Genomic DNA, 25,216 nt, shown 5'->3' with positions numbered 1-25,216 from the left:
GATTCCTAAACGGGCCGCCGCGCTTAGCGGTCGACCTCGCCGAACACGAGATCGTAGGTGCCGATCATCGCCACGACGTCGGCCAGCATGTGGCCGCGAACGATGGCGTCCATCGACGACAGGTGCGCGAAGCCCGGCGCGCGAAGCTTCACGCGGAAGGGCTTGTTGGCGCCGTCGGAGACCAGGTAGCAGGCGAACTCGCCCTTGGGCGCTTCGACCGCCGCGTAGGTCTCGCCGGCCGGCACGCAGTAGCCTTCGGAGAACAGCTTGAAGTGGTGGATCAGGGCTTCCATGTCGTCCTTCATGTCCTCGCGCTTGGGCGGAGCGACCTTGAAGTTGTCGACGATGACCGGGCCCGGGTTGGCCTTCAGCCACTTCACGCACTGCTTGATGATCCGGTTCGACTGGCGCATCTCCTCGACGCGCACCAGGTAACGGTCATAGCAGTCGCCATTGACGCCAACCGGGATGTCGAAGTCCATCTCCGCGTACTTCGCGTACGGCTGCTTCTTGCGCAGATCCCAGGCGATGCCCGAGCCGCGCAGCATCGCGCCGGTCATGCCCCATGCCAGCGCCTGGTCGGGCGACACGACGCCGATGCCGACGGTGCGCTGCTTCCAGATGCGGTTGTCGGTGAGCAGCGTCTCGTACTCGTCGACACGCTTGGGGAAGTCGTCGGTGAACGCTTCCAGGTAGTCCAGCAGCGAGCCTTCGCGCCATTCGTTGAAGCGCTTGAGCTTGGCGCCCTTGCGCCACGGCGACTCCTTGTACTTCGGCATCCGCTCCGGCAGGTCGCGGTAGACGCCGCCGGGACGGTAGTACGTCGCGTGCATGCGCGCGCCGGAGACTGCCTCGTAGCAGTCCATCAGCTCTTCGCGTTCGCGGAAGGCGTACAGGAACACGGCCATCGCGCCCAGGTCGAGCGCGTTGGAACCGACCCACATCAGGTGGTTAAGGATGCGGGTGATCTCGTCGAACATCGTGCGGATGTACTGCGCACGCTCCGGCGCCTCGATGCCCAGCAGGGTCTCGATCGCGCGCACGTAGGCGTGCTCGTTGCACATCATCGACACGTAATCCAGGCGATCCATGTAGCCGATCGACTGGTTGAACGGCTTGGATTCGGCGAGCTTTTCCGTCGCGCGATGCAGCAGGCCGACGTGCGGGTCGGCGCGATGCACGACTTCGCCGTCCATCTCCAGGATCAGGCGCAGCACGCCGTGCGCGGCCGGATGCTGCGGACCGAAGTTCAGCGTGTAGTTGCGGATCTCGGCACCGCTGCCGAGGCCGGACGTGTTGCTCACGGTTCCGTTGGAAAGCTGGGCGCTCACTTCTTCACCTCGCCGCGCTGTGCAGCCTCGCCCTGCGCGGTCTCGTAACGGGCGTCGTCGCGGATCACGCGCGGGACGAGCACGCGCGGCTCGATCGACACCGGCTCGTACACCACGCGCTTCTTGTCGGCGTCGTAGCGCACTTCGACGTTGCCGATCAGCGGGAAGTCCTTGCGGAACGGATGACCGACGAAACCGTAGTCGGTCAGGATGCGGCGCAGGTCCGGGTGGCCTTCGAACACGATTCCGTACAGGTCGAACGCCTCGCGCTCGAACCAGTTCACGCCCGGCCACACGGAGGTCAGCGAATCCACCACCGGCAGGTCGTCGTTGTCGGCGAACGTGCGCAGGCGGACGCGCTCGTTGTGCTGGCACGACAGCAGGTGCGCGACCGCAGCGAAGCGGCGCTCCGGCGCGGCAGCGGCGCCGTTGGGCTGCTCGCCCCACACGAAACGGCCGGCGCTCTTGCCTTCGACGCCGCGCGAAAAGCCTTCGGAGGACACGTCGGTATCCCACTCGTCGCTGCCGTAGCTGAGGTAATCGACGCCGCTGACGTCGACGCACAGCTCGAAGCCGAACTCGTCGCGCAGCGCGACTGCGGTGGCGAGCCACTGCGGGGCAGCGACGTCGATCGTCACTTCATTGCGGCCCGGTGCGATGACGACCATCGCTTCCGGGAAGCGCGCGGTCAGGCGCCCGGAGAGCGCCTGGGCATCCATGAAATCGTAGGGCTGGGCCATGTCAGCGCACGCCCTGCATGTTTTCGCCGAAGTTGGTGCCGCGGCGGATCTTCTTCTGCAGCTGCAGGATGCCGTACACCAGCGCTTCGGCCGTCGGCGGGCAGCCCGGGACGTAGACGTCCACCGGGACAACGCGATCGCAACCACGCACCACCGAGTACGAATAGTGGTAGTAGCCGCCGCCGTTGGCGCAGCTGCCCATCGAGATGACCCACTTGGGATCCGGCATCTGGTCGTAGACCTTGCGCAGCGCCGGGGCCATCTTGTTGACCAGCGTACCGGCCACGATCATCACGTCGGACTGGCGCGGCGACGGGCGGAACACCACGCCGTAGCGGTCCAGGTCCAGGCGCGCGGCGCCGGCGTGCATCATCTCGACCGCGCAGCAGGCCAGGCCGAACGTCATCGGCCACATCGAGCCGGTGCGCGCCCAGTTCCACAGCGCGTCCATGCTCGTGGTGACGAAGCCGTTCTGCAGCAGCGGGTTGTCGCCCTCGGGGCGCAGGATGTCGTCCAGCCGCCCTTCGGGCAGCGGGTTGTGCATGAGGTCAGAGACGCTCTGGATCACTCCCATTCGAGTGCTCCCTTCTTCCAGACGTAGATAAAGCCGAGCAGCAGCATGCCGGCGAAGATGCCCATTTCCACGAGGCCGACCACGCCGAGTTCTCGGAACACGGTGGCCCAGGGCACGATGAAGATGATTTCCAGATCGAAGATGATGAACTGGATCGCGATGAGGTAGTAGCGCACGTCGAACTGCATGCGCGCGTCCTCGAACGCCTCGAAGCCGCACTCGTAAGGCGAGAGCTTCTCGATGGACGGACGCTGGGGGCCGAGCACCTTGCCCACCACCAGCAGGGCGACGCCGATACCTCCGGCGACGATCAGGAACAGCAGGGTCGGCAGGTATTCGGCCAGCACTCGGTGTTCTCTCGCTTCGTTTAGCTCGATCGCGTTACCGCGACCTGGCTCGGCGGCAGCCGCCTGGGTGATCCCCGCGCGAGACTCGGCCCGCCGTGCGTGCCGCACCTCGGTCGGTGGTGCTTGTGGTGCGTTTGCTGCAATTCACTGACAGCAGGGTTGTTCGGTGTGGTGCCCAAGGGGGGACTCGAACCCCCACGACTTACGTCGCTACCACCTCAAGGTAGTGCGTCTACCAATTCCGCCACCTGGGCAATCAAACCCACGCCATCGCTGGCATGTCGTCTTCCTGACGCGATCGGTGCCCTGTGGGCGTTGATCGCTCCGGTCATCGCTGACCGTACCCGGCAATCCGTGCCGGGCCGATGAAAACAAAGTTTACCGCGTTAACTCAGCCGCCCGCAGGGGGTTGCGGCTTTGCCGGTTCCGGCGATTGCGTCGCGGGCGCCTGCTGCGCAGGTGCCGGAGCAGCCGGGACCGCTTCCTGCGCCGCCGGCGCCTGCGGCACCGTGCTGGCCGGAGCGGCGCTGGCCGGGGCCGGAGCAGCCGAAGGCGCAGCCGGAACCGCGGCATTGCCGGTGGCCGGCGCCGGTGCGCTCGGAACCGCCGGGACTTCGGCCATGACACCGCTCGGCGCGGCGCCGGTGTCGCCCGTGGCCTTGCGGGTGGCCTGCCAGGCCATGAAGAGGCTGATCGCGAAGAACGCGATGGCGAGCCACTTCGTCGCCTTGGACAGGAAGTTCGCCGAACCGCGCGCACCGAAGACGGTGGCCGACGCGCCGCCACCGAAGCCGGAACCGGCCTGGGCGCCTGCGCCGCGCTGCATCAGGATCAGCGCAACCATCGCGATCGCGATCAGCACATAGATGACGTTGAGCAGCAACAGCATCGTGGGGTTCTACGAAAGTGGTTTCGAGTACGTCAGGGTGCCGCCGCGACAGCGATGGCGTGGAAGTCTTCGGCGACCAGCGAGGCGCCTCCGACCAGGCCGCCATCGACGTCCGGCTGCGCGAACAGCGCGGCGGCATTGTCGGCCTTTACGCTTCCGCCGTACAGGATCGGTAGCGAGCCAGCGATTCTAGCATCGCGCGCAGCGATTTCGCTACGGATGAATGCATGGACCTCCTGGGCCTGCTCCGGGCTCGCGGTCCGGCCGGTGCCGATGGCCCAGACGGGCTCGTACGCGACGATCGCGCCTTCGAACACGCCCTCGCCGCCCAGCTCGAACAGGGGGGCCAGCTGCTTCTCGATGCGCCACTGCGTCTTGTCGTCCTCGCGCTCGGCCAGGCTTTCGCCGACGCAGAGGATCGGCGTCAGGCCGGCAGCCTTGCAGGCGAGGAACTTGCGGGCGACCAGCTCGTTGGTCTCGCCATGGAACTGGCGACGTTCCGAATGCCCGACCAGGCCGTAGCGCGCGCCGACGTCCTTGAGCATCGTCGCGGACACTTCGCCGGTGTAGGCGCCCTTCTGGTTCTCGCTGACGTCCTGCGCGCCGAAGGTCAGGCCCTTCTCGCCGTAGCGCACGACCAGGCCGGCCAGATACGGCAGCGGCGGCAGGATGAGGCGTTCGACGCCCTGCGGCGCCGGCATCGCGACGAGCGCGTCCAGCAGCGCCAGCGCGAAATCGCGATCGCCATGCAGCTTCCAGTTTCCGGCAACGATCTTGCGGCGCATGACCACTCCTCAGCGTCTTTCGGGATTGCGCGGCGGCACGACCGGCCGCGAGCGGCGGCAAGTTTACTCCACGTCGGCGAGAATCCCTCCCATGGACACGCCATCGCGCGCGGATTCGTCATTGCTGCAGGGTTTTCCGCCCGTCGCCACGCGCGATGCGCGCGTGCTCGTGCTGGGCAGCATGCCGGGCGTCGCGTCGCTGCAGGCCGAGCGCTATTACGCGCACCCGCGCAACGCCTTCTGGTCGATCATGGGCGAACTCGTCGGGGCCGATCCCGCGCTGCCCTACGCGCAGCGAATGGCACGCTTGAAATCCGCCGGCATCGCGCTGTGGGATGTGCTCGATCGTTGCGAGCGCGAAGGCAGCCTGGATTCGGCGATCGTCGATGCGACGGCGCAGGCGAACGACTTCGCCGCGTTCTTCAGGCAGCACGCGAAGTTGAGGACGGTGCTGTTCAACGGGGCCAAGGCGGAAGCCGCGTACCGTCGTTTCGGCCCGCCGCTGGACGCATTCGGCCTGCGCGCATTCCGCCTGCCTTCGACGAGCCCGGCGAACGCGTCGATCGCGTTCGCCAAAAAACTGGCCGCCTGGCGCGAAGCGCTGCAGGCGGCCGGAGTCGTTGAATCCGATTGATCGTTGCTGCGATTACTTCAGCTTGATCTCGCGCAGGCGTTCTTCCAGGTAACCGTGCGCGGTGATCGCTTCCGGATAACGGCTCGGGTTTTCCGCCGTGACGCACGAAGGCAGCACGTCGATCAGGAAATCCGGATTCGGATGCAGGAAGAACGGCGTGGAATAGCGCGGCTGGCGCGCCTTCTCACCCTTCGGGTTGACCACACGATGCGTCGTCGACGGATACACGTGGTTGGTCAGGCGCTGCAGCATGTCGCCGATGTTGACCACGATGGTGTCGGCGTCCGCCGTGAACGGCACCCACTCGCCCTTGCGCGACAGCACTTCCAGCCCTTCCGCGCTGGCGCCGACCAGCAGCGTGATCAGGTTGATGTCTTCATGCGCGCCGGCGCGGACATTGGGGACGTCGTCGGTGGTGATCGGCGGGTAGTGGATCGGGCGCAGGATCGAGTTGCCCGAGTCGGTCTTGTCGGCGAAGAAGCTCTCCGGCAGGCCGATGTGCAGCGCCAGCGCGCTCAGCACGCGCGAACCCAGTTGGTCCAGCGACGTGTACAGGCCGTAGGCGACGTCGCGGAATTCCGGGATCTCCTCCGGCCACAGGTTCGGCGGCATCACGTCGGCGTACTTCGAATCGCGCGGGATCTCGCGGCCGACGTGCCAGAACTCCTTCAGGTCGAAGTGCTTGGAATCCTTGGCCGTCTCCACGCCGAAAGGCGTATAGCCGCGGGCGCCGCCGCTGCCGGGTACGTTGTACTTGCGCTTGACCTCGTCCGGCAGCGCAAAGAAGCGTTTGAAGACGTCGTAGGCGGTGTCGATCTGCGCGTCGGAGATCTCATGGCCGCGGATGCCGCAGAAGCCCCACTCGCGGTACGCCGCGCCGAGTTCGGCCACGAAGGCCTCGCGATCGGCCGGGCTGGCGGGATCGCTGAAGCGGCGGATGTCGAGGGTCGGGATGCGGTTCACGTCGATTCCTGTTGCTGCGGGTCTGGAGGAGCCGCACATGATACCGCCCGCAGCCGGCAGGCCGGGCTCGCGGGGACGCCGGCGGGCCGTTCAGGCGGGATGTCTTTCCGCATGGGCTCCGCGCGACGCCATTGCCGGATAATGGCGGGCTTTTTTCCCGCCCCTCCTACCCCGCCCGGACGAATGGAAGACGTCGCCCCTCCCCTGCGCCAGCGCGCGAACGCCTGGCTGACCGGCCTGATCCTTGGCAACGCCGTCCTGGCCTGCCTCATCACGCTCAGCAACATTCCCCTGACCGACGCCGGCAGCGCCTGGCATTCGGCGCTGTTCCTGTTGCTGGCCCTGCCCGGCCATTTCATCTTCTTCGGCGCGATCGTCGCGCTGCCGGCGTACGTGCTCGGCCGGGTCGTCCGCAATCCGCGCTGGATGATCGCGCTGGCCGTGCTGATGCAGACGGCGTGGCTGCTCCTGCTGCTCGCCGACGCGAAGGTCTTCGCGCTGTATCGCTTCCACCTCAATGCGATGGTGGCGAACATGATCTTCGGCGGCGCGCTGCAGGATCAGGTCGCCTTCTCGGCGAAAATGTGGGCGCTGATCGCGCTTGGCGCGGCCACGCTGCTAGCGCTCCAGGTCCTGGGTGCGCGGCTGTGGTGGCAGGCGCTGCGCCGCCGCCCGGCCCTGCTCCGCATCCGCAAGGCGTGGTGGATCGCCGTCTCGCTGTTCCTGGTGAGCCAGGGCATGGCGGCGTACTCCGACGCGCGCGGCGATCGCGCGGTGATGTCGCAGCTGACCTACATCCCGTGGGCGCAGCCGATCACGCTGAAGAACGCGCTGCACCGCTTCGGCGTGCAGACCGCGCAGGCCCATGAGCTGCCCGATGCAGGCGATCGCCTCGGGTATCCGCGAAGTGCGCCGCAATGCGCGGCCTCGCCATCGCTCAACGTGCTCGTGGTACTGGTGGAGTCGCTGCGCCACGACATGCTCGATCCTGCCGTGATGCCCAACACCTGGCGTTACGCGCAGGACGCGCAGTGGTTCCAGAACCACTACAGCACGGGCAACGCGACGCGCTTCGGCCTGTTCGGGCTGATGTACGGGCTGCCCGGCGGCTATTGGCAGGCGATGCTGGCGCAGCAGCGCGGGCCGGTGATGATCGACCGCATGCTCGCCGACCGCTATGCGATGCACATCTACGGTAGCGCGCCGCTCTACAGCCCCGAGTTCGACCGCACGGTGTTTTCGAAGGTGCGCGACCGCATCGTCATCGGGCCGCCGAAGGCGAAAAGCGCCGAGCGCGACCGCTTCGTGGTCTCGCGCATGCAGGCCGACATCCGCAACCATCCGAAAGGCCAGCCGTTCTTCGGCTTCGTCTTCCTGGATTCGCCCCACGCGCCGTACCACCTGCCGGCGGGATACCGCTCGCCGTTCCAGCCGATGGCGCAGGACGTGAACTTCCTCAACCTCGGCCCGGACCACGACCCGACGCCCGAATTCAATCGCTATCGGGCAGCCGTGCATTACAGCGACGCGCTGATCGGCGAACTGCTGCACACGCTCGAACAAAGCGGACTTGCGAAGAACACCGTCGTGCTCATCACCGGCGACCATGGCGAGGAGTTCAACGACATGCGCAAGAACTACTGGGGCCACAACGGCAATTTCTCGGACTACCAGCTACGCACGCCGTTCGTGCTGCGCTGGCCCGGCCGTCCGGCGCGTCGCGTGGACGCGGCGACGTCGCACGAGGATTTCGTCCCCACCGTCATGCGCCACGCGCTCGGCTGCGAAAGCGACAGTGCGGATTACTCGACCGGCATGGACCTGTTCGGCGAATTGCCGCGCAAGCGGCCGCTGCTGGTGGAAAGCTGGTCGCAGCGTGGCATCCGCGACGGCGCGCTGATCTACCTGTTCGACAACTTCGGCTCGGCGACGGTGGTGGACCGCAATTACGACGCGGTCCCGGACGCGGAGGTCTCGGCCGATGCGGTGCGCGAGTCGTGGGAAATGCTCACGCGCTTCCAGAAGCGCTAGCGTGAACCTGCCCTCTCCCGGGTGACGGGAGAGGGCGTTGCGCCTGTCAGGCTGCCGCGGTGACCGCGGCAGCGAGCTTGTCGAGCGTGTCCTGCATCAGCGTGGCGTCGTCGGCTTCCACCGTGACGCGTACCACCGGCTCGGTACCGGACGGACGCAGGAAGGCGCGACCACGGCCGGCGACGGCCTTTTCAGCCTCCGCCAGCGCGGCCTTGACCGAATCGGCTTCGGCCGGCTTCGAGCCCGCGGCGAAGCGCACGTTGACCGTCTTCTGCGGCACCTTGCGGAAATCGCCCAGCGCCTCGCGCAGCGACACGCCGCGACGCTTGAGCACTTCCAGCACCTGCAACGCGCTGACGATGCCGTCGCCGGTGTTGGCGCGATCCAGGCACAGCATGTGGCCCGAGGTCTCGCCGCCCAGCACGCCGCCGTTGGCGACCAGTTGCTGGTGCACGTAGCGGTCCCCCACCTTCGCGCGGATGAAGCCGATGCCCTGTTCGGCGAAGGCACGCTCCAGCGCGTAGTTGGTCATCAGCGTGCCGACGACGGGCCCGCGCAGACGGCCGGTCTGCTGCCAGTCGGTCGCCATCACGTACAGCAGGTCGTCGCCATCGCAGATCGCGCCGTTGCCGTCGACGAACAGCACGCGATCGCCGTCGCCGTCGAACGCGATGCCGATGTCGGCGCCGGTCGCGCGCACGTGCTGGACGAGCGTGTCCGGGTGGGTCGAACCCACGCCGTCGTTGATGTTGATGCCGTTGGGGTCGATGCCGATGGCATCCACGCGAGCGCCGAGTTCGCGCAGCACAAGCGGCCCGAGCTGGTAGGTCGCGCCGTTCGCGCAGTCCATCGCGATGCGCAGGCCGCCCAGGTCGAAGCCCTTCGGCACGGAGCTCTTGCAGTGCTCGATGTAGCGGCCCAGCGCGTCGCGCGTGCGCACGGCCTTGCCGAGCTGCTCGGACGGCACGGTGCGGAACGGATGCTCCAGCGCGGCTTCGATCGCCAGCTCGGTGGCATCGTCGAGTTTCTCGCCTTCGGCGGAGAAGAACTTGATGCCGTTGTCGTGGTGCGGGTTGTGCGAGGCGGAAATCACGATGCCGCCGTCGGCGCGCATCGAGTGCGTCAGGTGCGCGACGGCGGGCGTCGGCATCGGCCCCATCAGCTGCACGTCGACGCCGGCCGCGACCAGGCCGGCTTCCAGCGCCGCCTCGAACATGTAGTTCGAGATGCGCGTGTCCTTGCCGATGATGACCACCGGATTGCGCCAGTCGCGGCGCGGCAGTGCGTGGCCGTAGGCATTGCCCAGGCGCAGGACGAAATCGGCCGAGATCGGCCCCTCGCCCACGCGTCCACGAATGCCGTCGGTGCCGAAGTACCGGCGGCTCATGCAGCCGCCTCTTCTGCCGGCGGTTGCGGCTGCTTCATCATCAACGCCAGCAGCGTGGCGAGGCGATCACGGAGTTCGCGGCGATCGCAGATCTGGTCGAGCGCGCCGTGTTCCAGCAGGAATTCCGAACGCTGGAAGCCTTCCGGAAGTGTTTCGCGCACGGTCTGTTCGATCACGCGCGGGCCGGCGAAGCCGATCAGCGCCTCGGGCTCGGCGAGGTTCAGATCGCCCAGCATCGCGAACGAGGCCGACACGCCGCCGGTGGTCGGATGCGTCATCACCGAGATGAAAGGCAGGCCGCGGGCGCGCATGCGCGCGAGCGCCGCCGACGTCTTGGCCATCTGCATCAGCGAGAACAGGCTTTCCTGCATGCGCGCGCCGCCGGTGGCGGTGAAGCAGACCATTGGGCAGCCGAGTTCGACGGCACGTTCGGCTGCGCGGGTGAAGCGCTCGCCGACGACGGAACCCATCGAGCCGCCCATGAAGGCGAAGTCGAACGCGGCGGCGACCAGCGGCCGCTGCTTCAGCGTGCCTTCCATCGCGATCAGCGCATCGCGCTCGCCGGTGGACTTCTGCGCGGCCTTGATGCGGTCGGCGTACCGCTTCTGGTCCTTGAACTTGAGCACGTCGGTCGGGCCAAGTTCGGCCGCGATCTCGCGCGTGCTGCCTTCATCCAGCAGCGCGGTCAGCCGGACGCGCGCGCGGATGGCCATGTGGTAGTTGCACTTCGGGCAGACCTCGAGGTTTTCCTCGAGCTCGGGGCGGTACAGCACCGCGCCGCATCGGTCGCACTTTTCCCACAGGCCTTCGGGCACGCTGCGGCGCTTGGCGGCGCCGGTTTCGGTGCGGATGCCCGAGGGCATGAGTTTCTTGAGCCAGGACATGCGTTGAGAGTATTCCCGTTCAGGCGTGAAGAATGCCGGAGCGGGCCCCGGCGGAAGCGGGGCAGTGTAGCGCAGCGGGCGTCGGCGCCCGGCGCTCCGCTACGCCGATTCCGCAACGGCCGGAAGGCCGTCCAGCGCGGCGCGGAGCGGCGCCAGGAACGTGCGGGCCTGTATGGCGGGCTCGATCGTCTCGGCCAGCGCCGCCACCAGCGCACTGCCCACGACGACGCCTTCGGCCTCGCGCGCCATGGCCGCCGCGCTGGCGGCGTCCTTGATGCCGAATCCCGCGACCACGGGGACGCGACTTCGCTGGCGGATCGCGTGCAGGCGCTCGCCCGCCGCCCCGGTGTCGAGCCGGTCCGCGGCACCGGTCACACCGGCGAAGCTGACGTAGTAGAGGTAGCCCTGCGCGTCGTCGCAGAGGAGTTGCAGGCGCTCGTCCGTCGTCGTCGGCGAGGCCAGCAGGATCAGCGCGAGGTCATGTGCGGCGAACGCGGCACGGAACTCGTTCGACTCTTCCGGCGGCAGGTCCACCAGCAGCACACCGTCCACGCCGGCATCGGTCGCGTCGCGCGCGAACCGCTCCGCGCCACGGATTTCGACGGGGTTGAGGTAGCCCATCAACACCACGGGCGTATCGGCGTCGCGTTCGCGAAACTTGCGCACGCTTTCGAACACGAAGGACAGGCCCGCGCCGCGCGAGAGCGCGCGCTCCGAGCTGCGCTGGATGGTGGGGCCGTCCGCCATCGGATCGGAAAACGGCACGCCGAGTTCGATCACGTCCGCGCCTGCCTCCACCAGCGCGTGCATCACCGGCACCGTGGCCTCCAGCGAAGGATCGCCCGCAGTGACGAACGGGATCAGCGCCTTCCGGCGATCGGTGCGCAACTGGGTGAAGCGTCGGTCGATTCGGTTCATGACGATGCCGTGTCGGGGAGCGCAGCCTCTCAAGAGGAAGGCCCGGAAGGCGTGGGATGGGAGGGAGGGAGATCCCGCCGCGTTCCCGACCTTCCCCTTGAGAAGCCGCAAACGTTGCCTGCGTACCTCGGGAACGCAGGCGCGGTGCTAGAGCGAAATGCCTTCGCGTGCGGCGATGGTGTGCACGTCCTTGTCGCCGCGCCCGGAAAGGTTGCACAGCACGATTGCGTCCTTCGGCAGTTCCCGCGCGAGCTTGACCGCCTGCGCGATCGCGTGGCTGGATTCCAGGGCCGGCAGGATGCCTTCGGTGCGCGAGAGCTGATGGAACGCCGACAGCGCTTCGGCATCGGTGACGCCGACGTAATCCGCGCGTCCGCTGTCCTTCAGGAAAGCGTGCTCGGGACCGACGCCCGGGTAGTCCAGGCCCGCCGACACCGAATGCGTTTCGATGATCTGGCCGTCGTCGTCGCACAGCACGTAGGTCCGATTGCCGTGCAACACGCCCGGGCGACCCGCGGCAAGCGACGCGGCGTGATGCCCCGTTTCCATGCCCTCGCCCGCCGCTTCGGCGCCGACCAGTCGGACGTCGGCGTCATTGAGGAAGGCGTGGAAGATGCCGATGGCGTTGCTGCCGCCGCCGACGCACGCGGTCACCGCGTCCGGCAGGCGACCGTATTCGGCGAGCATCTGCGCGCGCGCCTCGCGACCGACGACCGCGTTGAAGTCCCGCACCATGCGCGGATACGGATCGGGGCCGGCGACCGTGCCGATGATGTAGAACGTGTCGCGCACGTTCGTGACCCAGTCGCGCATCGCCTCGTTGAGCGCGTCTTTCAGCGTCGCCGAACCGCTGGTCACCGGCACGACGGTCGCGCCGAGCAGCTTCATGCGGTAGACGTTGATCTTCTGGCGCTCGATGTCGGTGGCGCCCATGTAGACCACGCATTCGAGCCCGAGCCGCGCCGCGACGGTGGCGCTTGCGACACCGTGCTGGCCGGCGCCGGTCTCGGCGATGATCCGCGTCTTGCCCATGCGGCTGGCGAGCAGCGCCTGGCCGATGGTGTTGTTGATCTTGTGCGCGCCGGTGTGGTTCAGGTCTTCGCGCTTGAGCAGGATGCGTGCGCCGCCGACCTCGCGGCTGAGCCGCTCGGCGAAGTAGATCGGGCTGGGGCGACCGACGTAGTGCGCCAGGTCGGCGTCGAAGGCTGCGTTGAAGGCCGGATCGACCCGCGCCGCGTCGTAGGCGGCGGCCAGTTCCTCCAACGGCCCGATCAGGGTCTCGGCGACGAAACGGCCGCCGTAGCGACCGAAGTGGCCGGCGGCGTCGGGAAAGGCATGGAAGTCGGGGCGGGACATGCCGTGACTTTAGCGAACGACATCCGCCGGGAACATGCATAAAATCGGATTGTCCTGTCAGAAAACCTCACAGGTTCAAATGAGCCGAGACCTACCCCCGCTCAACGCCCTGCGGGCCTTTGAAGCCGTCGCCAGGCTGGACAGCGTCAGCCGTGCGGCCGAGGAGCTGCACGTGACCCACGGCGCGGTGAGCCGCCACCTGAAGGCGCTGGAAGAGGCGCTGGGGACGGCGCTGTTCGTCCGCGAAGGCCGCGGCCTTGCCCTGACGCCGGCCGGCCGGCGGCTGCACGAAGCCGCCGATGGCGCTTTCGGCCTGCTCCGCCAGGGTTGGAGCGACCTGCGCCGGCGCCCGCAGCAGGCGCCGCTGGTGCTCGGCTGTCCGGGTAGCGTGCTGGCGCGATGGATGATCCCGCGGCTGGACCGCCTCGCCCGCGAGCGCCCCGATCTGACCCTCCACCTCGCCGCCAGCGAGCGCACGCCGGACGCGGCGCTGACCGGGCTCGACGCCGCGCTGTTGATCGACCGCGCGCCCTGGCCCGCCGACTGGCAGGTGCACGAACTGGCGCCCGAACGCCTCGGCCCGGTGGTGAGCCCTCGCTTCGCCGGTTTCGATCGCCTGCGCGACGCGTCGGCCGATGCGCTGGCAAACGAGTCGCTGCTGCACACCCAGTCGCGCCCGCAGGCGTGGTCGGACTGGGCGGCTGGGAGTGGGCTCGACGCCGACGCGCTGCACATGGGCACCGCGTTCCCCCACCTGTACTACCTGCTGGAAGCGGCGAACGCAGGGCTGGGCGTGGCCATCGCGCCCCAACCGCTGGTAGCGGAGGATCTGGCCGCGGGCAGGCTGGTCGCCCCGTGGGGTTTCGTCGAGACGCAGGCAAGCTGGGTGCTGGTCACGCGACGCAGGACGAACGATCAGCGCGTCGCGCTGCTGGTGGCGTGGCTGCGCGCCGAACTGGCGGGCTGATCGCGCGGATCAGCGCGGCAACGAATCCGCGCGACGCACTTCCTCGACGAAGCGCCGCATTTTCGCGGCGTCCTTCTCGCCGGGCGCCGACTCGATGCCGCTGGACACGTCCACGCCCCACGGGTGCACGATGTTCACTGCCTCGAAGACGTTGTCCGGATGCAGCCCGCCGGCGAGCAGGAACGCGCGCCCGGAATCGTGCGGAATGCGCGACCAGTCGAACCGATGCCCAGTACCGCCCGCGCCACCGGTGGCGTGGCTGTCGAGCAGCAACGCGACAGCGCGTGCATGGCGCGACAACGCGTCCGATGCGACGTCGCCGCCCATCGCGACCGCCTTGAGGTAGGGCACGCCGAACGCCTCGCTGAAGGCTTCGTCCTCGCTGCCGTGGAACTGCAGGAGCGTCGGGCGCACTTCATCGATCACGCGCTGTACGTACGCGGCCTCGTTGTCCATGAAGAGCGCGACGACGTCGATGTCGTCCGCAACCACGTCACGCAGCGCGCGCGCCTGCTCGATGTCGAGCCTGCGCGAACTGCGCTGTGCAAACACCAGGCCGATCGCATCCACGCCCAGTTCGCACGCCAGCGCGATGTCGTCCCGGCGCGTCATGCCGCAGAACTTGATGCGCGTGTGCGCCGACGCGTTCATAGCATCACCTCGGCGGGAAGGTTCCACTGCGCCGGATAACGCGGCCCGAGGAACACCAGTCCGGTGGGCGGCGCGGTCGGACCTGCGACGGTGCGGTCGCGCGTGTCGAGCAATTCGGCGATCCAACGCTCGGGTTTCTCACCGCTACCGACCATCAGCAGGCTGCCGACGATGTTGCGCACCATGTGATGCAGGAAGGCGTTCGCCTGCACTTCCACTTCGACGACGTCGCCGGTGCGCGTGACGCGGATGTCCTGCAACTCGCGCCATGCGTGCGGCGACTGGCAGTGCACGGTGCGGAAGGAGGAGAAGTCGTTTTCGCCCAGCAAGGCCTGCGCGGCGCGATGCATGGCGTCGGCGTCGAGCGGGCGGCGTTCCCAGCTCAGGTACTGCCGGCCGAGCGCCGCGCGCACGGGACGGTTGAGGATGCGGTAGCGATAGCGGCGCGCACGCGCGGAAAAGCGCGCGTGGAAGTCGTCCGGCACCGGCCGGCACCAGCGCACCGCGATGGACGGCGGCAGGCGGCTGGTGACGCCGAGCATCCAGCTGCGCGGATCGCGCACGGCGTGGCTGTCGAAGTGGACGACCTGGCATTCGGCATGCACGCCGGCGTCGGTCCGTCCGGCGCAGATCGTTTCGACCGGATGGCCGGCGACGAAGGAGATCGCGAACTCCAGCGCGGCCTGCAGGGTTTCCTCGCCTTCGCGCTCCGGCTCGCCGTGCTTGCTCAGGCGCTGCCAGCCGCAGAAGCCGTTGCCGTCGTATTCGACGCCGAGGGCGAAGCGGTGCGTCGGGGCGGTGTCGGGCGGGGAGGATTCGGCGGGCGTGTTCACGGGGTGCGGCTTGCGTTCCGGTGGGGCCGGAATCGTGGGGATTGGGGCATCGTGCTTGGGCTGGTGGGCCAGCGCAATGTCGGCTCGGACAGCGCAGCGCTGTGCGGTTGCGGCGACGTGTGGGGCGATCGCTTCGTTGCCCCTCACCCCAACCCCTCTCCCGAAGGGAGAGGGGCTTCAAGTCAGGGTTCGCCGCCCTACTTCAGGTGCTGATCGATTCGCCGCACTACTTTAGGCGCTGATCGATCAGCCCAGGTCCTGCAGCATCCGCGACGCCGCCTGGCGGGCGGCGAGGTCGCCGTTGATGACCACTTCGCTCAGCAGCTGGCGCGCGCTTTCGCGGTCGCCCAGGTCGATGTAGGCGCGGGCGAGTTCAAGGCGTTCCTGACCCGGCTGCGTGGCGAGCGTCGGTTCGACGTGGCCGCGGCGGCCGTTGCCGTTCGCGGCAATGTGCCAGGCCGGGGCGATCGGCGCGGCGGGCGCGGCGGCCGGAGCCGGACGCACCGGCGCCGGCGGTTCCGGCGTCAGTTCGAACGCGGGCTCTTCCTGCCGCACCGGCTCCTGCACGTACTCCGGCGCGGGCGGCTCGACGATCGTCTCCGGTTCCTGGCGCGCTTCGATATCCGGGCCCGCTGCGAACGCGTCGGCGATCGACGGCGTGGTGGCGACAGCCGCATCGGACGGCGCCCGGAACGCCGGCTTGTTCGGACGACGCCCGAACCACCAGCCGCCGAGCAACGCCAGCAGGATCGCGCCACCGCCAAGGATCCACGGGAGCGGCGAGCCGCCCTGCGTCGCGGCCTGCTCGTTGGTCTTGGCCACGCGCTGCTGCGCGGCGGCCAGTTCGCTGTCCTTCATCGCGATGAGCTGTTGCTGCTGCTTCTGCAGCTGTTCGAGCTCGGCGACGCGGCTCTTGAGTTCCTGGACCTCGGCGTCGCGCGCGGCGACGGTTTCCTGGGTCTGTTGCAGTTCCTGTCGCAGCATCTGGCCCTCGCCGCCGGCCTGGATGCCGGACTGGGTGCCCGCCTGGGCGGCACGCGCGGCCTCCGGCGGAACGATTTCGAGGCGGGCATCGGCCGTCGCCGTTCCACCCGCCGTAGTGGTGTTGCCCGGCGCGGCGCCGACGGGCGTCGCCGCGGCGGACGCGGCCGCGCCTTCCAGCGCCGGCTGCGGCACGGCGCGACGCGCATCGCGCCACTGCTGCACGTGCTGGGCGACCAGACGCCGCGCTTCGCCGGACTCGACGCTGGCGAGCTCGTCGCCGGACGGCACGTCGAGTACAGCGCCGGCCTTCAGCAGGTTGATGTTGCCGTCGATGAAGGCGTCGGGATTGGCGCGCAGCAGCGCGATCATCGCCTGGTCGAGGCTCGCTTGGCCTTCCATGCGGCCGGCGATCTCCGACAGCGTGTCGCCGCGTCGCACGGTGTAGTCGCCCGACAGCTCGCGCGAGGCCTGCGGCACCGGTTCGCGCGGCGGGGTGACGGAGGCGACCTGCGGCTGCGGTTCGGGCTGCGGCGCGGCGGGGATCTCGTTGTCGGCCGCGGCGTTTTCCTCGCGCGCGATCGCCTGTTCGACTTCCTCTTCCGGCGTCGTCGCGGGCGGGGCCTCGGCGGTGGTTGTCGGGGTGGCGGCTTCGGGCTCGCGTTCGATCGTGTTGGGTTCGGAGACGACGGTCTCCTCGATCGCCGGCTGCATCGGCGCCGAGACCGTGCGCGGCGCATCTACCAGCGCCGCGTATTCGCGCACCAGCCGGCCCTGGCCCCAATCGACCGACACCAGGAAGGTCAGCAGCGGCTCGTTGACCGGCTGCGTGGTGGTGACGCGGATGACCGGCCGGCCGGCCGAGTCCAGCGCCGAGGTGAACTGCAGTTCGGCGACCACGCCCATCGGCGGCTGCAGGCCGACGCGGGCGAAGACGAGCGGCGAAGCGAGCTCGGCCTGGAGGTTCTCCAGTTCGGCCGGATCATTGGAAATGATCGGGATCTCGGCCAGGAACGGCTGCCCGATCCGCGATTTGACCTCGATCTGCCCAAGGCCCAGCGCCGACGCGGCGCCGCTGGCCAGGGCCAGCGCCAGCCCGAGCGCGGTGCGCACGTAGCGTCTGGCGGAGCTTTGTTTGGCAACTTGTTGTTTCACTTCGGATCCCTGCCCTTCCCCGGCGCGACTCTAAGCCCTCGCCGGGGGGCGCGGCAACGAAAACCGCCGTCGACTGCGACTGGCGCGGCGGAATGGGCATTGTCGCGCCACTCGCGTGAGGACGCGGGAGCGCGCCCTGCCCGTCTGCGTCGAGTCCCGTAGCCTCGCGCGCCGGTGTTTTTGCCTGGCGCGCCAGTCCCGAAGCCTGGTACGCGAGTCTTTTCGACTGACGCGCCAGTTCCGGACACTGGAGCGCCAGTGTTTTTGCCCGGAGCACCAGCCTCGGAAACTCGTCCGCCAGTCTTTTCTACTGGCGCGCCAGTTCCGAAACCCCGATCGCCAGTGTTTTCCACTCGCGCGCGAGGTCCGGAAACTCAAACGCCAGTCTTTCGGACTGGCGTTCGAGGCTCAACCACTGGAACGTCCCGGACTCAGCCGCGTTCGGCCAGCACCAGTTCGGCCAGCTGCACCGCGTTCAATGCGGCGCCCTTGCGGATGTTGTCCGAGACGATCCATAGGTTCACCGCGCGCGGGTGCGAGAAGTCGTCGCGGATGCGGCCGACGTAGACCGGATCGTTGCCCGACGCATGCGTCACCGGCGTCGGGTAGCCACCCGCCTTCGGCTCGTCGACGATTTCCACGCCCGGCGCGGTTTCCAGCAGCTTGCGAACATCGCTTGCGGAGATCTTCTCGCGCGTCTCGATGTTCACCGCCTCGGAGTGACCGTAGAACACCGGCACGCGCACCGCGGTGGGGTTCACCTGGATGCTGTCGTCGCCGAGGATCTTCCGGGTCTCCCACACCAGCTTCATTTCTTCCTTGGTGTAGCCGTTATCCTGGAACTCGTCGATGTGCGGGATCAGGTTGAACGCGATCTGCACCGGGAAGCGCTCCGGGTTCGGCTCCTGGAAGCCCAGCAGCGCGGCGGTCTGCCGGCCGAGTTCTTCCAGCGCCGAGCGCCCCGCGCCCGACACCGACTGGTACGTCGCCACGTTGATGCGCTCGATGCCGACCTTGCGGTGGATCGGCGCCAGCGCGACCAGCATCTGCATGGTCGAGCAGTTCGGGTTGGCGATGATGCCGCGCGGGCGGTTCTTCGCGGCCTCCGGGTTCACTTCCGACACGACCAGCGGCACGTCGTCGTCGTAACGGAACGCCGAGGAGTTGTCGATCACCACCGCGCCGGCCGCGGCGAACTTCGGCGCGTATTCCTTCGACACGCTGCCGCCTGCGGAGAACAGCGCGATGTCGATGCCGCTCGGATCGAACGTCGCCAGGTCCTCCACCGTGATTTTTTTCGCGCCGAACTCGATTTTCTCGCCGGCCGAACGCTCGCTGGCCAGCAGGTGCAAGTTGCCAATGGGGAATTTCCGTTCGACGAGGATGCGCAGCATCGTCTCGCCCACGGCGCCGGTCGCACCGACGATGGCCACGTTGCAGGAGTTCTTGGCGTTCATTGGTTCCTTCTTTCGGGTTGGAGGAGTACAGCCTTGATGCCCGGCCGGAACCATTCCGGCGGGTGTTGCGAAGCGTGGATGCGGCTCAGCCCGTGGGCGCCGCGTCGCCGGGATTGCGGCGGCGCAGGTCGTCGAGCGTCTCGGGAGATGCCCACAGTACCGCATCCTGGTAGTGACGGATCATCGCCAGCACGCGTTCGCGCGGGCCCTGCCGCCATTCCGGCGAACCGTAGAAGGCGTCCTGCCGCGCGTTCAGATCGTCGAGGTCGTCGTAGGCACGGATCAGGAAGTACGCGTCGCCGGCATGCGGCGATGGGCCGAACGTCACGATCTCGTGCTGCCAGCGGCGCAGCATCGGCACGGCCTCGTCGACGAAGGCGCGATGGAATGCGCCGCGTGCGTCGGGCGCGAGCTGGTAGGTGCGGATCTGGATCAGGCGCGGGCTGTGCGGCATGGCGAAGGTTCCGGCGGGCTTGGTCTGCTTCGAAAGGCGCGTCGCGGATGATCTCGCAACGCGGCGGCGGACACTGATGCGTTCGCGTTATTTCGATATGCCGGGTTTTCGGCCTTGCACCGAGGCCGCGACCGGTTTCGCTCCGGCTTCGTTGCCCCTCACCCCAACCCCTCTCCCGTCGGGAGAGGGGCTCAATTCGGTTGCATTCACCGGCGTCGGCGGATCGCCCGCGCGCGGGCCGAAACCCAGCGCGGCGATGAGGTTGTCCACCGCCAGCGATACCATCGCGCGGCGCGTGGCGAGGCTGCCGCTGGCGATGTGCGGGGTGAGCACCACGTTGCGCAGCGCGAGCAGGCGCGGGTTGATCGCCGGCTCGCCTTCGTAGACGTCGAGCCCCGCGGCGGCGAGGCGGCCGCTTTCCAGAGCGTCGGCCAGCGCGTCCTCATCGACGATGCCGCCACGCGCGATGTTGGTGAGCGTCGCGGTCGGCTTCATCTTCGCGATGGCGGCGGCGTCGACGATGTGATGCACCGCGGGCGAGTACGGCAGCACGAGCACCAGGTGGTCGGCCTGGGCGAGCAGCGTGTCGAAGTCGACATAGGCGGCGTCGCAGTCGCGCTCGATGTCGGCCGGAAGGCGCGAACGGTTGTGGTACAGCACGCGCATGCGGAACCCCGATGCCCGACGGGCGATGCCCTGCCCGATCCGCCCCATGCCGAGGATGCCCAGCGTCGCGCCATGCACGTCGCCGCCGAGCATCGTCTCGAAGCTCCACTGCCGCCACTGGCCATCGCGCAGCCAGCGTTCGGCCTCGGTGATGCGGCGCGCGGCGGCCATCATCAGCGCGAAGCCGAAATCGGCCGAGGTTTCGGTCAGTACATCCGGCGTGTTCGTCACCACGATGCCGGCCTGCGTGAGCGCGGGCACGTCGAGGTTGTTGTAGCCGACGCCGACGTTGGCGATCGCGCGAAGGCGCGGCGCGCCCGCGACTTCCGCGGCGCCGATGCGGTCGTTGAGCGTCACCAGCGCGCCGTCGCAGGAGGCGAGCATCGCGGCGATTTCGTCCTGCGAATGCTTGCCGACCGCGGCGGTTTCGATCACGTCGAAGTGGTCGCGCAGCCGCCCGACGATGTCGCCGAACAGCGGTTGCGATACCCAGACGCGGGGGCGCGTGTCAGCCACCGAGATTCCCGGGAATCCGCGGCGTCACCTCGCCCACGTCGCCGCACTGCGCGCGATGGCGCAGTGCCTGGTCCATCAGCACCAGCGCCACCATCGCCTCGCAGATCGGCGTCGCGCGGATGCCGACGCAGGGATCGTGGCGGCCGGTGGTGACGACTTCGGCGACGTTGCCGTGCGTGTCGAGGCTGTCGATTGGCAGGCGCAGGCTGGAGGTCGGCTTGAACGCGACCGAGCAACGCAGCGGCTGCCCCGTGCTGATGCCGCCCAGGATGCCGCCGGCGTGGTTGCTGGCGAAACCCTGCGGCGTCATCTGGTCGCGGTGCGCGCTGCCCTTCTGCGCGACGACGCCGAAGCCGTCGCCAATCTCCACGCCCTTCACCGCGTTGATGCTCATCAGCGCAGCGGCGAGCTCGCCGTCGAGCTTGCCGTAGATCGGCTCGCCCCAGCCGGGCGGCACGTTCGTCGCAACGACGTCCACGCGCGCGCCGACCGAATCGCCGGACTTGCGCAGCGCGTCCATGTAGAGCTCCAGCTCCGTCACCTGGCGCGTGTCGGGCCAGAAGAACGGGTTGTTCTCCACGGCCGACAGATCGAAGCCGTGCGGCACGATCTCGCCAATCTGCGACAGCCAGCCCTGCACCTGCACGCCATGACGGTCGGCGAGCCACTTCTTGGCGATGACGCCCGCGGCCACGCGCATCGTCGTCTCGCGCGCGGACGAACGCCCGCCGCCGCGCGGGTCGCGGATGCCGTACTTCTGCCAGTAGGTGTAATCCGCGTGCCCCGGGCGGAACTGGTCGGCGATCTTCGCGTAATCCTTGCTGCGCTGGTCGGTGTTGCGGATCAGCAGCGCGATCGGCGTGCCGGTGGTGAGGCCTTCGTACACGCCGCTGAGGATCTCGACCTCGTCGGCCTCGTGGCGCTGCGACGTGTGGCGCGTGCGGCCGGTGGCGCGGCGTTCGAGATCGTGGCGGAAGTCCTCCGGCGCGATGGCGATGCCCGGAGGGCAACCGTCGACGACGCAGCCGATGGCCGGGCCATGGCTTTCGCCGAAGGTGGTGACGGTGAGGAGTTTGCCGAAGCTGTTGCTGGACACGTGGAAGCCCGCGGGGTGCAGGCATTCACTTTAGCAACGTGGATTGGTTGCTGCTGGAACTGCGGGGGCCGATAACGCCAACCAGAACTCCCGCCTCGCCTATTCCCGTCATCCCGGCGAAAGCCGGGACCCAGGCAGACAAGCATTCAAAACACGGCGTCATTCCCGCGAAGGCGGGAATCCAGCCGTCGGACGCGTCGCGGCTGACGGATGAGGTGATGCGCTCACAGTTGGATCCCCGCCTACGCGGGGATGACGCCAAAGGAACGGAAGCGTCGCCAGCCTCGGTCCCGGCTTTCGCCGGGATGACGATGGATCAGCGCGCGTCCGCCAGCGCCTTGATCTTCGCGTGGTGCTCGACCAGGTCCGCGCGTTCGACCACGAAGATGCCCATCTGGCCGACCTTGAACTCCACCCATGCCATCGGCAGTTCCGGCAGCAGTTCGACCAGCGCGCGCTCGGCTTCGCCGACTTCGCAGATCAGCAGGCCGTTTTCGGTCAGATGGTCCGGTGCGTCGCGCAGGATCTTCAGCGCGAGGTCCAGGCCGTCGTCGCCGGCACGCAGGCCCAGTTCGGGCTCGTAGGAGTATTCCTTCGGCAGCGCGTCGGTCTCGTCGTTGGTGACGTACGGCGGGTTGGTGACGATCAGGTCGTACACCTGGCCCTGCAGCTGGTTGAACAGATCCGACTTGCGCAGCGTGACGTTGTCGGCGTGCAGGCGTTCCTTGTTTTCCTGCGCGAGCGAGAGCGCGTCGTCGTTGATGTCCACGCCGTCCACCTGCCAGTGCGGGTGGTAGTGCGCGGTGGCGATCGCGATGCAGCCCGAACCGGTGCACAGGTCGAGCACGCGCTCGATCTCGCGGCCGCCCAGCCACGGCTCGTAGCCGTGCGGGATCAGTTCGGCGATCGGCGAACGCGGCACCAGCGCGCGGCGGTCGCTCTTGAAGCTCAGGCCGGCGAACCACGCCTCGCCGGTCAAGTAGGCGGCGGGAACGCGTTCGTCGATGCGGCGCTGGAACAGGTCCAGCACCTTCGCCTGCTCGGCCGCGGTCACGCGCGAGGCGCCGTAGATCGGGCTCAGGTCGTGCGGCAGGTGCAGCGCGTGCAGGACCAGCTGCGTCGCTTCGTCCAGCGCGTTGTCGTAGCTGTGGCCGAAGGTGAGGCCGGCCTCGTTGAAGCGGCTGCCGCCATAACGGATCAGGTCGATGATCGAAACCTGTTCGAACGTGACGGGATTTGGGGTCGCGGAGCCGTTCATGGCGGGGCCTTTCGAAGGGGGCGACGATTATACGGGGCCCGGCCCGGTATCATGCCCGCGCCCAGTGCCGGGCGCGATTCGAAGCCGCCATGTTCAACCGCACCACGGTCTACATCCTCATCGCGGCCGTCGCCGCCGCCCTCGGCCTGTGGGCCGCGCAGCACTTCTTCGCGCCGTCGGCGGGCTCCTCGCTGCCGCAGACCCGCGCCGTACGCCTGTTCGAACCGGCCCGTACGCTGCCGGCCTTCACGCTGCGCCAGTCGGACGGCACGCCGCTGGTGCCGGGCGAACTGAAGGGCCACTGGACGCTGGTGTTCCTCGGCTTCACGCACTGCCCCGACGTCTGCCCGACCACGCTGGCCGAGATGGCCAAGGCACAGAAGCAGTGGGCGGCGCTGCCGGAAACCACGCGCCCGCGCGTGCTGTTCGTGTCGGTCGATCCCGAGCGCGACACGCCCGACCGCATCGGCGAGTACGCACACGCCTTCCACCGCGACACGATCGCCGCCACCGCCGACATCCCGGCGCTGGAGCAGTTCGCCAAGTCGCTGAGCATGGTCTTCGCGAAGGTGCCAGCGCCGGAAGGCGTGCGCGCCGACCAGTACAGCGTCGACCACAGTGCGTCGATGGCGGTGCTCGATCCGCAGGGCCGCATGGCCGGCATCGTGCAGCCGCCGTTCGACCCGGCCGCGATCGCCTCCGACATGACGGCGCTGACGCAGGCGAGCTTCGCTGCCGCGTCTCCCAAGCGCGAGTGACCGCCGCGACGGGCGGATGAAATCGCCCGCTCCGCGCCTTCTGCCCGTGCCCTGCACGACCCCATCACGCCTGCACGCCATCGTAAGCACTCCATGAGCCTCGTCACCGCACTCACCTACGTCCTTCCGCATCGGCTGCTGTCGTCGATGGCGCGCGCGCTCGCGTATTCGGACAACCCGCGCCTGAAGCAGTGGCTGATCGACACGGTGACGCGCCGGTTCGGCGTGAACCTCGCCGAGGCCGCGCAGCCGGATCCGACGAAGTACCCGACGTTCAATGCCTTCTTCACGCGTGCGCTGAAGCCGGGCGCGCGCGTGCCCGATCCCGATCCGCGTTCGCTGCTGATGCCCGCCGACGGCCACGTCAGCCAGTGCGGCCCGATCGAGAACGGCCGCATCTTCCAGGCCAAGGGCCAGTCGTTCACGGCCGCCGAACTGCTCGGCGACGAGGCCGACGCCACGCCCTTCAACGACGGCCTGTTCGCGACGGTGTACCTGTCGCCGCGCGACTACCACCGCGTGCACATGCCGTGGACCGGCCGGCTGCGCGAAACCGTGCACGTGCCGGGCCGTCTGTTCAGCGTCGGCACCGCGGCAGTGGCGAACGTGCCGCGCCTGTTCGCGCGCAACGAGCGCCTGGTGTGCCACTTCGACACCGATTTCGGCCCGATGGCGATGGTGATGGTGGGCGCGCTGCTGGTGTCGGGCGTCGAGACCGTGTGGAGCGGCGAGGAAATCCCCGCCTACGGCGACCGCATCAACCGGAAGGACTGGCGCGCGGAGAACATCACGCTGGACCGCTTCGCCGAGATGGCGCGCTTCAACTACGGCTCGACCGTGATCGTGCTGCTGCCGCGCGGCGTGGCGACGCTGGATCCGTCGCTGCACGCCGAATCGCCGGTGCGCCTGGGCCAGAAGCTGGCGACGCGTACGACCTGACGTTCACGACCGGCGCGGCAGCGACCGTGCCAGTCCCCACTGCGCGAGCCAGTAGCTCGCCAGCACCGCGAGCGACGCGGCCGCGAACGGCGCGACGAAGCGATCCCACGCCAGCAACGCGTCCGACAGCACGAAACACGCCCCGCCCCATGCGCCGCACAGCGCGGCGCCGTCGCGCCGGCGCCACCAGACCGCCAGCGCCTGCGCGGCCATCGCCGCGAGCACGACGACGTAGACGACCACCGGCACGCGCAGCTCGCCGGGCAACCCCGGCCACAACTGCGACAGCACGAGCCCGGCGACGACCGCGTACAGCGCAAAGGGCCATATCGCCGCGAACAGGCGTTCGCGCTGTTTCAGCGCGATCATGTACGCCACGTGCGCGAGCAGGAAACTCGCCAGCCCCGCGACGAACGCATCGATCGGCAGCATCAGGAACACGTCGCCCGCCGTCGAGAGCACAAGCCCGATCAGCAGCCATGTGCGATAGCGCGGCAATGCCGAAGGCGTGCGCCACACCGACCACGCGATCAGCAGCGTCGTCAGCGGCTTGAACAGCCAGTGCAGCCACGGCATCGCCGGCCAGTACGCGCCGGCAATCGCCAGCACTGCGCTGGCGGCGACAACGACCGCCAGCATGGCCGTC

Annotated in this window: 25 protein-coding genes and 1 tRNA gene; 5 read left to right on the top strand and 21 right to left on the bottom strand. The window is 68.5% G+C overall.

The features are described from left to right. Positions 1 to 23 precede the first annotated feature (23 nt). The 7 genes from GOY17_RS07115 to tpiA form a co-directional block, all read right to left on the bottom strand. The gene (locus GOY17_RS07115) at positions 24 to 1,304 is read right to left on the bottom strand and encodes an NADH-quinone oxidoreductase subunit D (RefSeq protein WP_115840670.1); all 1,281 of its coding nucleotides are present in this window, start codon (positions 1,302 to 1,304) and stop codon (positions 24 to 26) included. A gap of 23 nt (positions 1,305 to 1,327) precedes the next feature. After that, on the bottom strand, positions 1,328 to 2,071 hold the full coding sequence (locus GOY17_RS07110) for an NADH-quinone oxidoreductase subunit C (RefSeq protein WP_115840671.1): 744 nt from the start codon (positions 2,069 to 2,071) through the stop codon (positions 1,328 to 1,330). Between the two features lies 1 nt (position 2,072). Further along, entirely contained in the window at positions 2,073 to 2,645 is a 573-nt protein-coding gene (locus GOY17_RS07105) for a NuoB/complex I 20 kDa subunit family protein (RefSeq protein WP_115840672.1), read from the bottom strand. Next, positions 2,636 to 2,992 carry an NADH-quinone oxidoreductase subunit A gene (locus GOY17_RS07100; protein ID WP_115840673.1) on the bottom strand — a complete coding sequence of 119 codons (357 nt, stop codon included), beginning with the start codon at positions 2,990 to 2,992 and terminating at the stop codon, positions 2,636 to 2,638. The genes GOY17_RS07105 and GOY17_RS07100 overlap by 10 nt, the downstream gene beginning before the upstream one ends. A gap of 169 nt (positions 2,993 to 3,161) precedes the next feature. Then, positions 3,162 to 3,246 (bottom strand) — tRNA-Leu (locus GOY17_RS07095). Between the two features lie 137 nt (positions 3,247 to 3,383). After that, positions 3,384 to 3,881 carry a preprotein translocase subunit SecG gene (gene secG, locus GOY17_RS07090; protein WP_157029852.1) on the bottom strand — a complete coding sequence of 166 codons (498 nt, stop codon included), beginning with the start codon at positions 3,879 to 3,881 and terminating at the stop codon, positions 3,384 to 3,386. A 32-nt stretch (positions 3,882 to 3,913) separates the two neighbouring features. Then, positions 3,914 to 4,666, bottom strand: a complete 753-nt coding sequence (gene tpiA, locus GOY17_RS07085; RefSeq protein ID WP_157029851.1) for a triose-phosphate isomerase — start codon at positions 4,664 to 4,666, stop codon at positions 3,914 to 3,916. Positions 4,667 to 4,757: 91 nt separating this feature from the next. On the opposite strand from tpiA, the gene GOY17_RS07080 reads away from it, so the two are divergent. Further along, positions 4,758 to 5,300 (top strand): DNA-deoxyinosine glycosylase, encoded by a 543-nt coding sequence (locus GOY17_RS07080; RefSeq protein WP_157029850.1) that lies wholly within the window; start codon positions 4,758 to 4,760, stop codon positions 5,298 to 5,300. Between the two features lie 12 nt (positions 5,301 to 5,312). Here GOY17_RS07080 and GOY17_RS07075 read toward each other — a convergent pair whose 3' ends face one another. Next, the gene (locus GOY17_RS07075; RefSeq protein WP_157029849.1) at positions 5,313 to 6,302 is read right to left on the bottom strand and encodes an isopenicillin N synthase family dioxygenase; all 990 of its coding nucleotides are present in this window, start codon (positions 6,300 to 6,302) and stop codon (positions 5,313 to 5,315) included. Between the two features lie 144 nt (positions 6,303 to 6,446). Here GOY17_RS07075 and GOY17_RS07070 point away from each other — a divergent pair, with 144 nt between their 5' ends. After that, the gene (locus GOY17_RS07070) at positions 6,447 to 8,294 is read left to right on the top strand and encodes a DUF3413 domain-containing protein (protein WP_157029848.1); all 1,848 of its coding nucleotides are present in this window, start codon (positions 6,447 to 6,449) and stop codon (positions 8,292 to 8,294) included. Positions 8,295 to 8,340: 46 nt separating this feature from the next. Here the strand turns inward: GOY17_RS07070 and glmM are convergent, their stop codons facing one another. The 4 genes from glmM to trpB all read right to left on the bottom strand — a co-directional run bounded on the left by glmM (position 8,341) and on the right by trpB (position 12,839). After that, entirely contained in the window at positions 8,341 to 9,681 is a 1,341-nt protein-coding gene (glmM, locus tag GOY17_RS07065; protein ID WP_157029847.1) for a phosphoglucosamine mutase, read from the bottom strand. Further along, positions 9,678 to 10,565, bottom strand: coding sequence for an acetyl-CoA carboxylase, carboxyltransferase subunit beta (accD, locus tag GOY17_RS07060; RefSeq protein WP_157029846.1), 888 nt, complete (start codon positions 10,563 to 10,565; stop codon positions 9,678 to 9,680). The genes glmM and accD overlap by 4 nt, the downstream gene beginning before the upstream one ends. Positions 10,566 to 10,664: 99 nt before the next feature. Further along, positions 10,665 to 11,483, bottom strand: a complete 819-nt coding sequence (gene trpA / locus GOY17_RS07055; RefSeq protein WP_157029845.1) for a tryptophan synthase subunit alpha — start codon at positions 11,481 to 11,483, stop codon at positions 10,665 to 10,667. A 147-nt stretch (positions 11,484 to 11,630) separates the two neighbouring features. Next, positions 11,631 to 12,839: a tryptophan synthase subunit beta gene (gene trpB / locus GOY17_RS07050; protein ID WP_157029844.1), complete on the bottom strand. Its 1,209-nt coding sequence runs from the start codon at positions 12,837 to 12,839 to the stop codon at positions 11,631 to 11,633. Positions 12,840 to 12,918: 79 nt separating this feature from the next. Between trpB and GOY17_RS07045 the strand changes: the two genes are divergently transcribed. Beyond that, entirely contained in the window at positions 12,919 to 13,806 is an 888-nt protein-coding gene (locus GOY17_RS07045) for a LysR family transcriptional regulator (protein WP_157029843.1), read from the top strand. 9 nt (positions 13,807 to 13,815) lie between these two features. Here GOY17_RS07045 and GOY17_RS07040 read toward each other — a convergent pair whose 3' ends face one another. From GOY17_RS07040 to prmB, 8 genes are all read right to left on the bottom strand, one after another. Next, positions 13,816 to 14,457 carry a phosphoribosylanthranilate isomerase gene (locus GOY17_RS07040; RefSeq protein ID WP_157029842.1) on the bottom strand — a complete coding sequence of 214 codons (642 nt, stop codon included), beginning with the start codon at positions 14,455 to 14,457 and terminating at the stop codon, positions 13,816 to 13,818. Next, the gene (gene truA, locus GOY17_RS07035; RefSeq protein ID WP_157029841.1) at positions 14,454 to 15,290 is read right to left on the bottom strand and encodes a tRNA pseudouridine(38-40) synthase TruA; all 837 of its coding nucleotides are present in this window, start codon (positions 15,288 to 15,290) and stop codon (positions 14,454 to 14,456) included. Before truA ends, GOY17_RS07040 begins: the two co-directional genes overlap by 4 nt. 246 nt (positions 15,291 to 15,536) lie before the next feature. Beyond that, positions 15,537 to 17,426 carry a type IV pilus assembly protein FimV gene (locus GOY17_RS07030; protein WP_232338548.1) on the bottom strand — a complete coding sequence of 630 codons (1,890 nt, stop codon included), beginning with the start codon at positions 17,424 to 17,426 and terminating at the stop codon, positions 15,537 to 15,539. A gap of 431 nt (positions 17,427 to 17,857) precedes the next feature. After that, the gene (locus GOY17_RS07025) at positions 17,858 to 18,883 is read right to left on the bottom strand and encodes an aspartate-semialdehyde dehydrogenase (RefSeq protein WP_115840687.1); all 1,026 of its coding nucleotides are present in this window, start codon (positions 18,881 to 18,883) and stop codon (positions 17,858 to 17,860) included. A gap of 85 nt (positions 18,884 to 18,968) precedes the next feature. Then, the gene (locus GOY17_RS07020; protein WP_157029840.1) at positions 18,969 to 19,337 is read right to left on the bottom strand and encodes an NIPSNAP family protein; all 369 of its coding nucleotides are present in this window, start codon (positions 19,335 to 19,337) and stop codon (positions 18,969 to 18,971) included. A gap of 87 nt (positions 19,338 to 19,424) precedes the next feature. Continuing rightward, positions 19,425 to 20,519, bottom strand: coding sequence for a 2-hydroxyacid dehydrogenase (locus GOY17_RS07015; RefSeq protein ID WP_157029839.1), 1,095 nt, complete (start codon positions 20,517 to 20,519; stop codon positions 19,425 to 19,427). Then, positions 20,512 to 21,615: a chorismate synthase gene (aroC, locus tag GOY17_RS07010; RefSeq protein WP_157029838.1), complete on the bottom strand. Its 1,104-nt coding sequence runs from the start codon at positions 21,613 to 21,615 to the stop codon at positions 20,512 to 20,514. Before aroC ends, GOY17_RS07015 begins: the two co-directional genes overlap by 8 nt. A gap of 316 nt (positions 21,616 to 21,931) precedes the next feature. Next, entirely contained in the window at positions 21,932 to 22,873 is a 942-nt protein-coding gene (gene prmB / locus GOY17_RS07005) for a 50S ribosomal protein L3 N(5)-glutamine methyltransferase (RefSeq protein WP_157029837.1), read from the bottom strand. A gap of 89 nt (positions 22,874 to 22,962) precedes the next feature. Here prmB and GOY17_RS07000 point away from each other — a divergent pair, with 89 nt between their 5' ends. Next, the gene (locus tag GOY17_RS07000) at positions 22,963 to 23,631 is read left to right on the top strand and encodes an SCO family protein (protein WP_157029836.1); all 669 of its coding nucleotides are present in this window, start codon (positions 22,963 to 22,965) and stop codon (positions 23,629 to 23,631) included. 93 nt (positions 23,632 to 23,724) lie between these two features. Next, positions 23,725 to 24,570: an archaetidylserine decarboxylase gene (gene asd, locus GOY17_RS06995; protein WP_157029835.1), complete on the top strand. Its 846-nt coding sequence runs from the start codon at positions 23,725 to 23,727 to the stop codon at positions 24,568 to 24,570. 3 nt (positions 24,571 to 24,573) lie between these two features. On the opposite strand, the gene GOY17_RS06990 is transcribed toward asd, so the two are convergent. Further along, entirely contained in the window at positions 24,574 to 25,209 is a 636-nt protein-coding gene (locus GOY17_RS06990) for a lysoplasmalogenase (RefSeq protein ID WP_157029834.1), read from the bottom strand. Positions 25,210 to 25,216 lie beyond the last annotated feature (7 nt).

Origin of the sequence: Lysobacter soli, from assembly GCF_009755585.1 — a bacterium.
Classification (GTDB): domain Bacteria; phylum Pseudomonadota; class Gammaproteobacteria; order Xanthomonadales; family Xanthomonadaceae; genus Lysobacter_J; species Lysobacter_J soli.
Note: the sequence above shows the minus strand (reverse complement) of the source record. Positions and strands in the feature narration are given on the sequence as shown.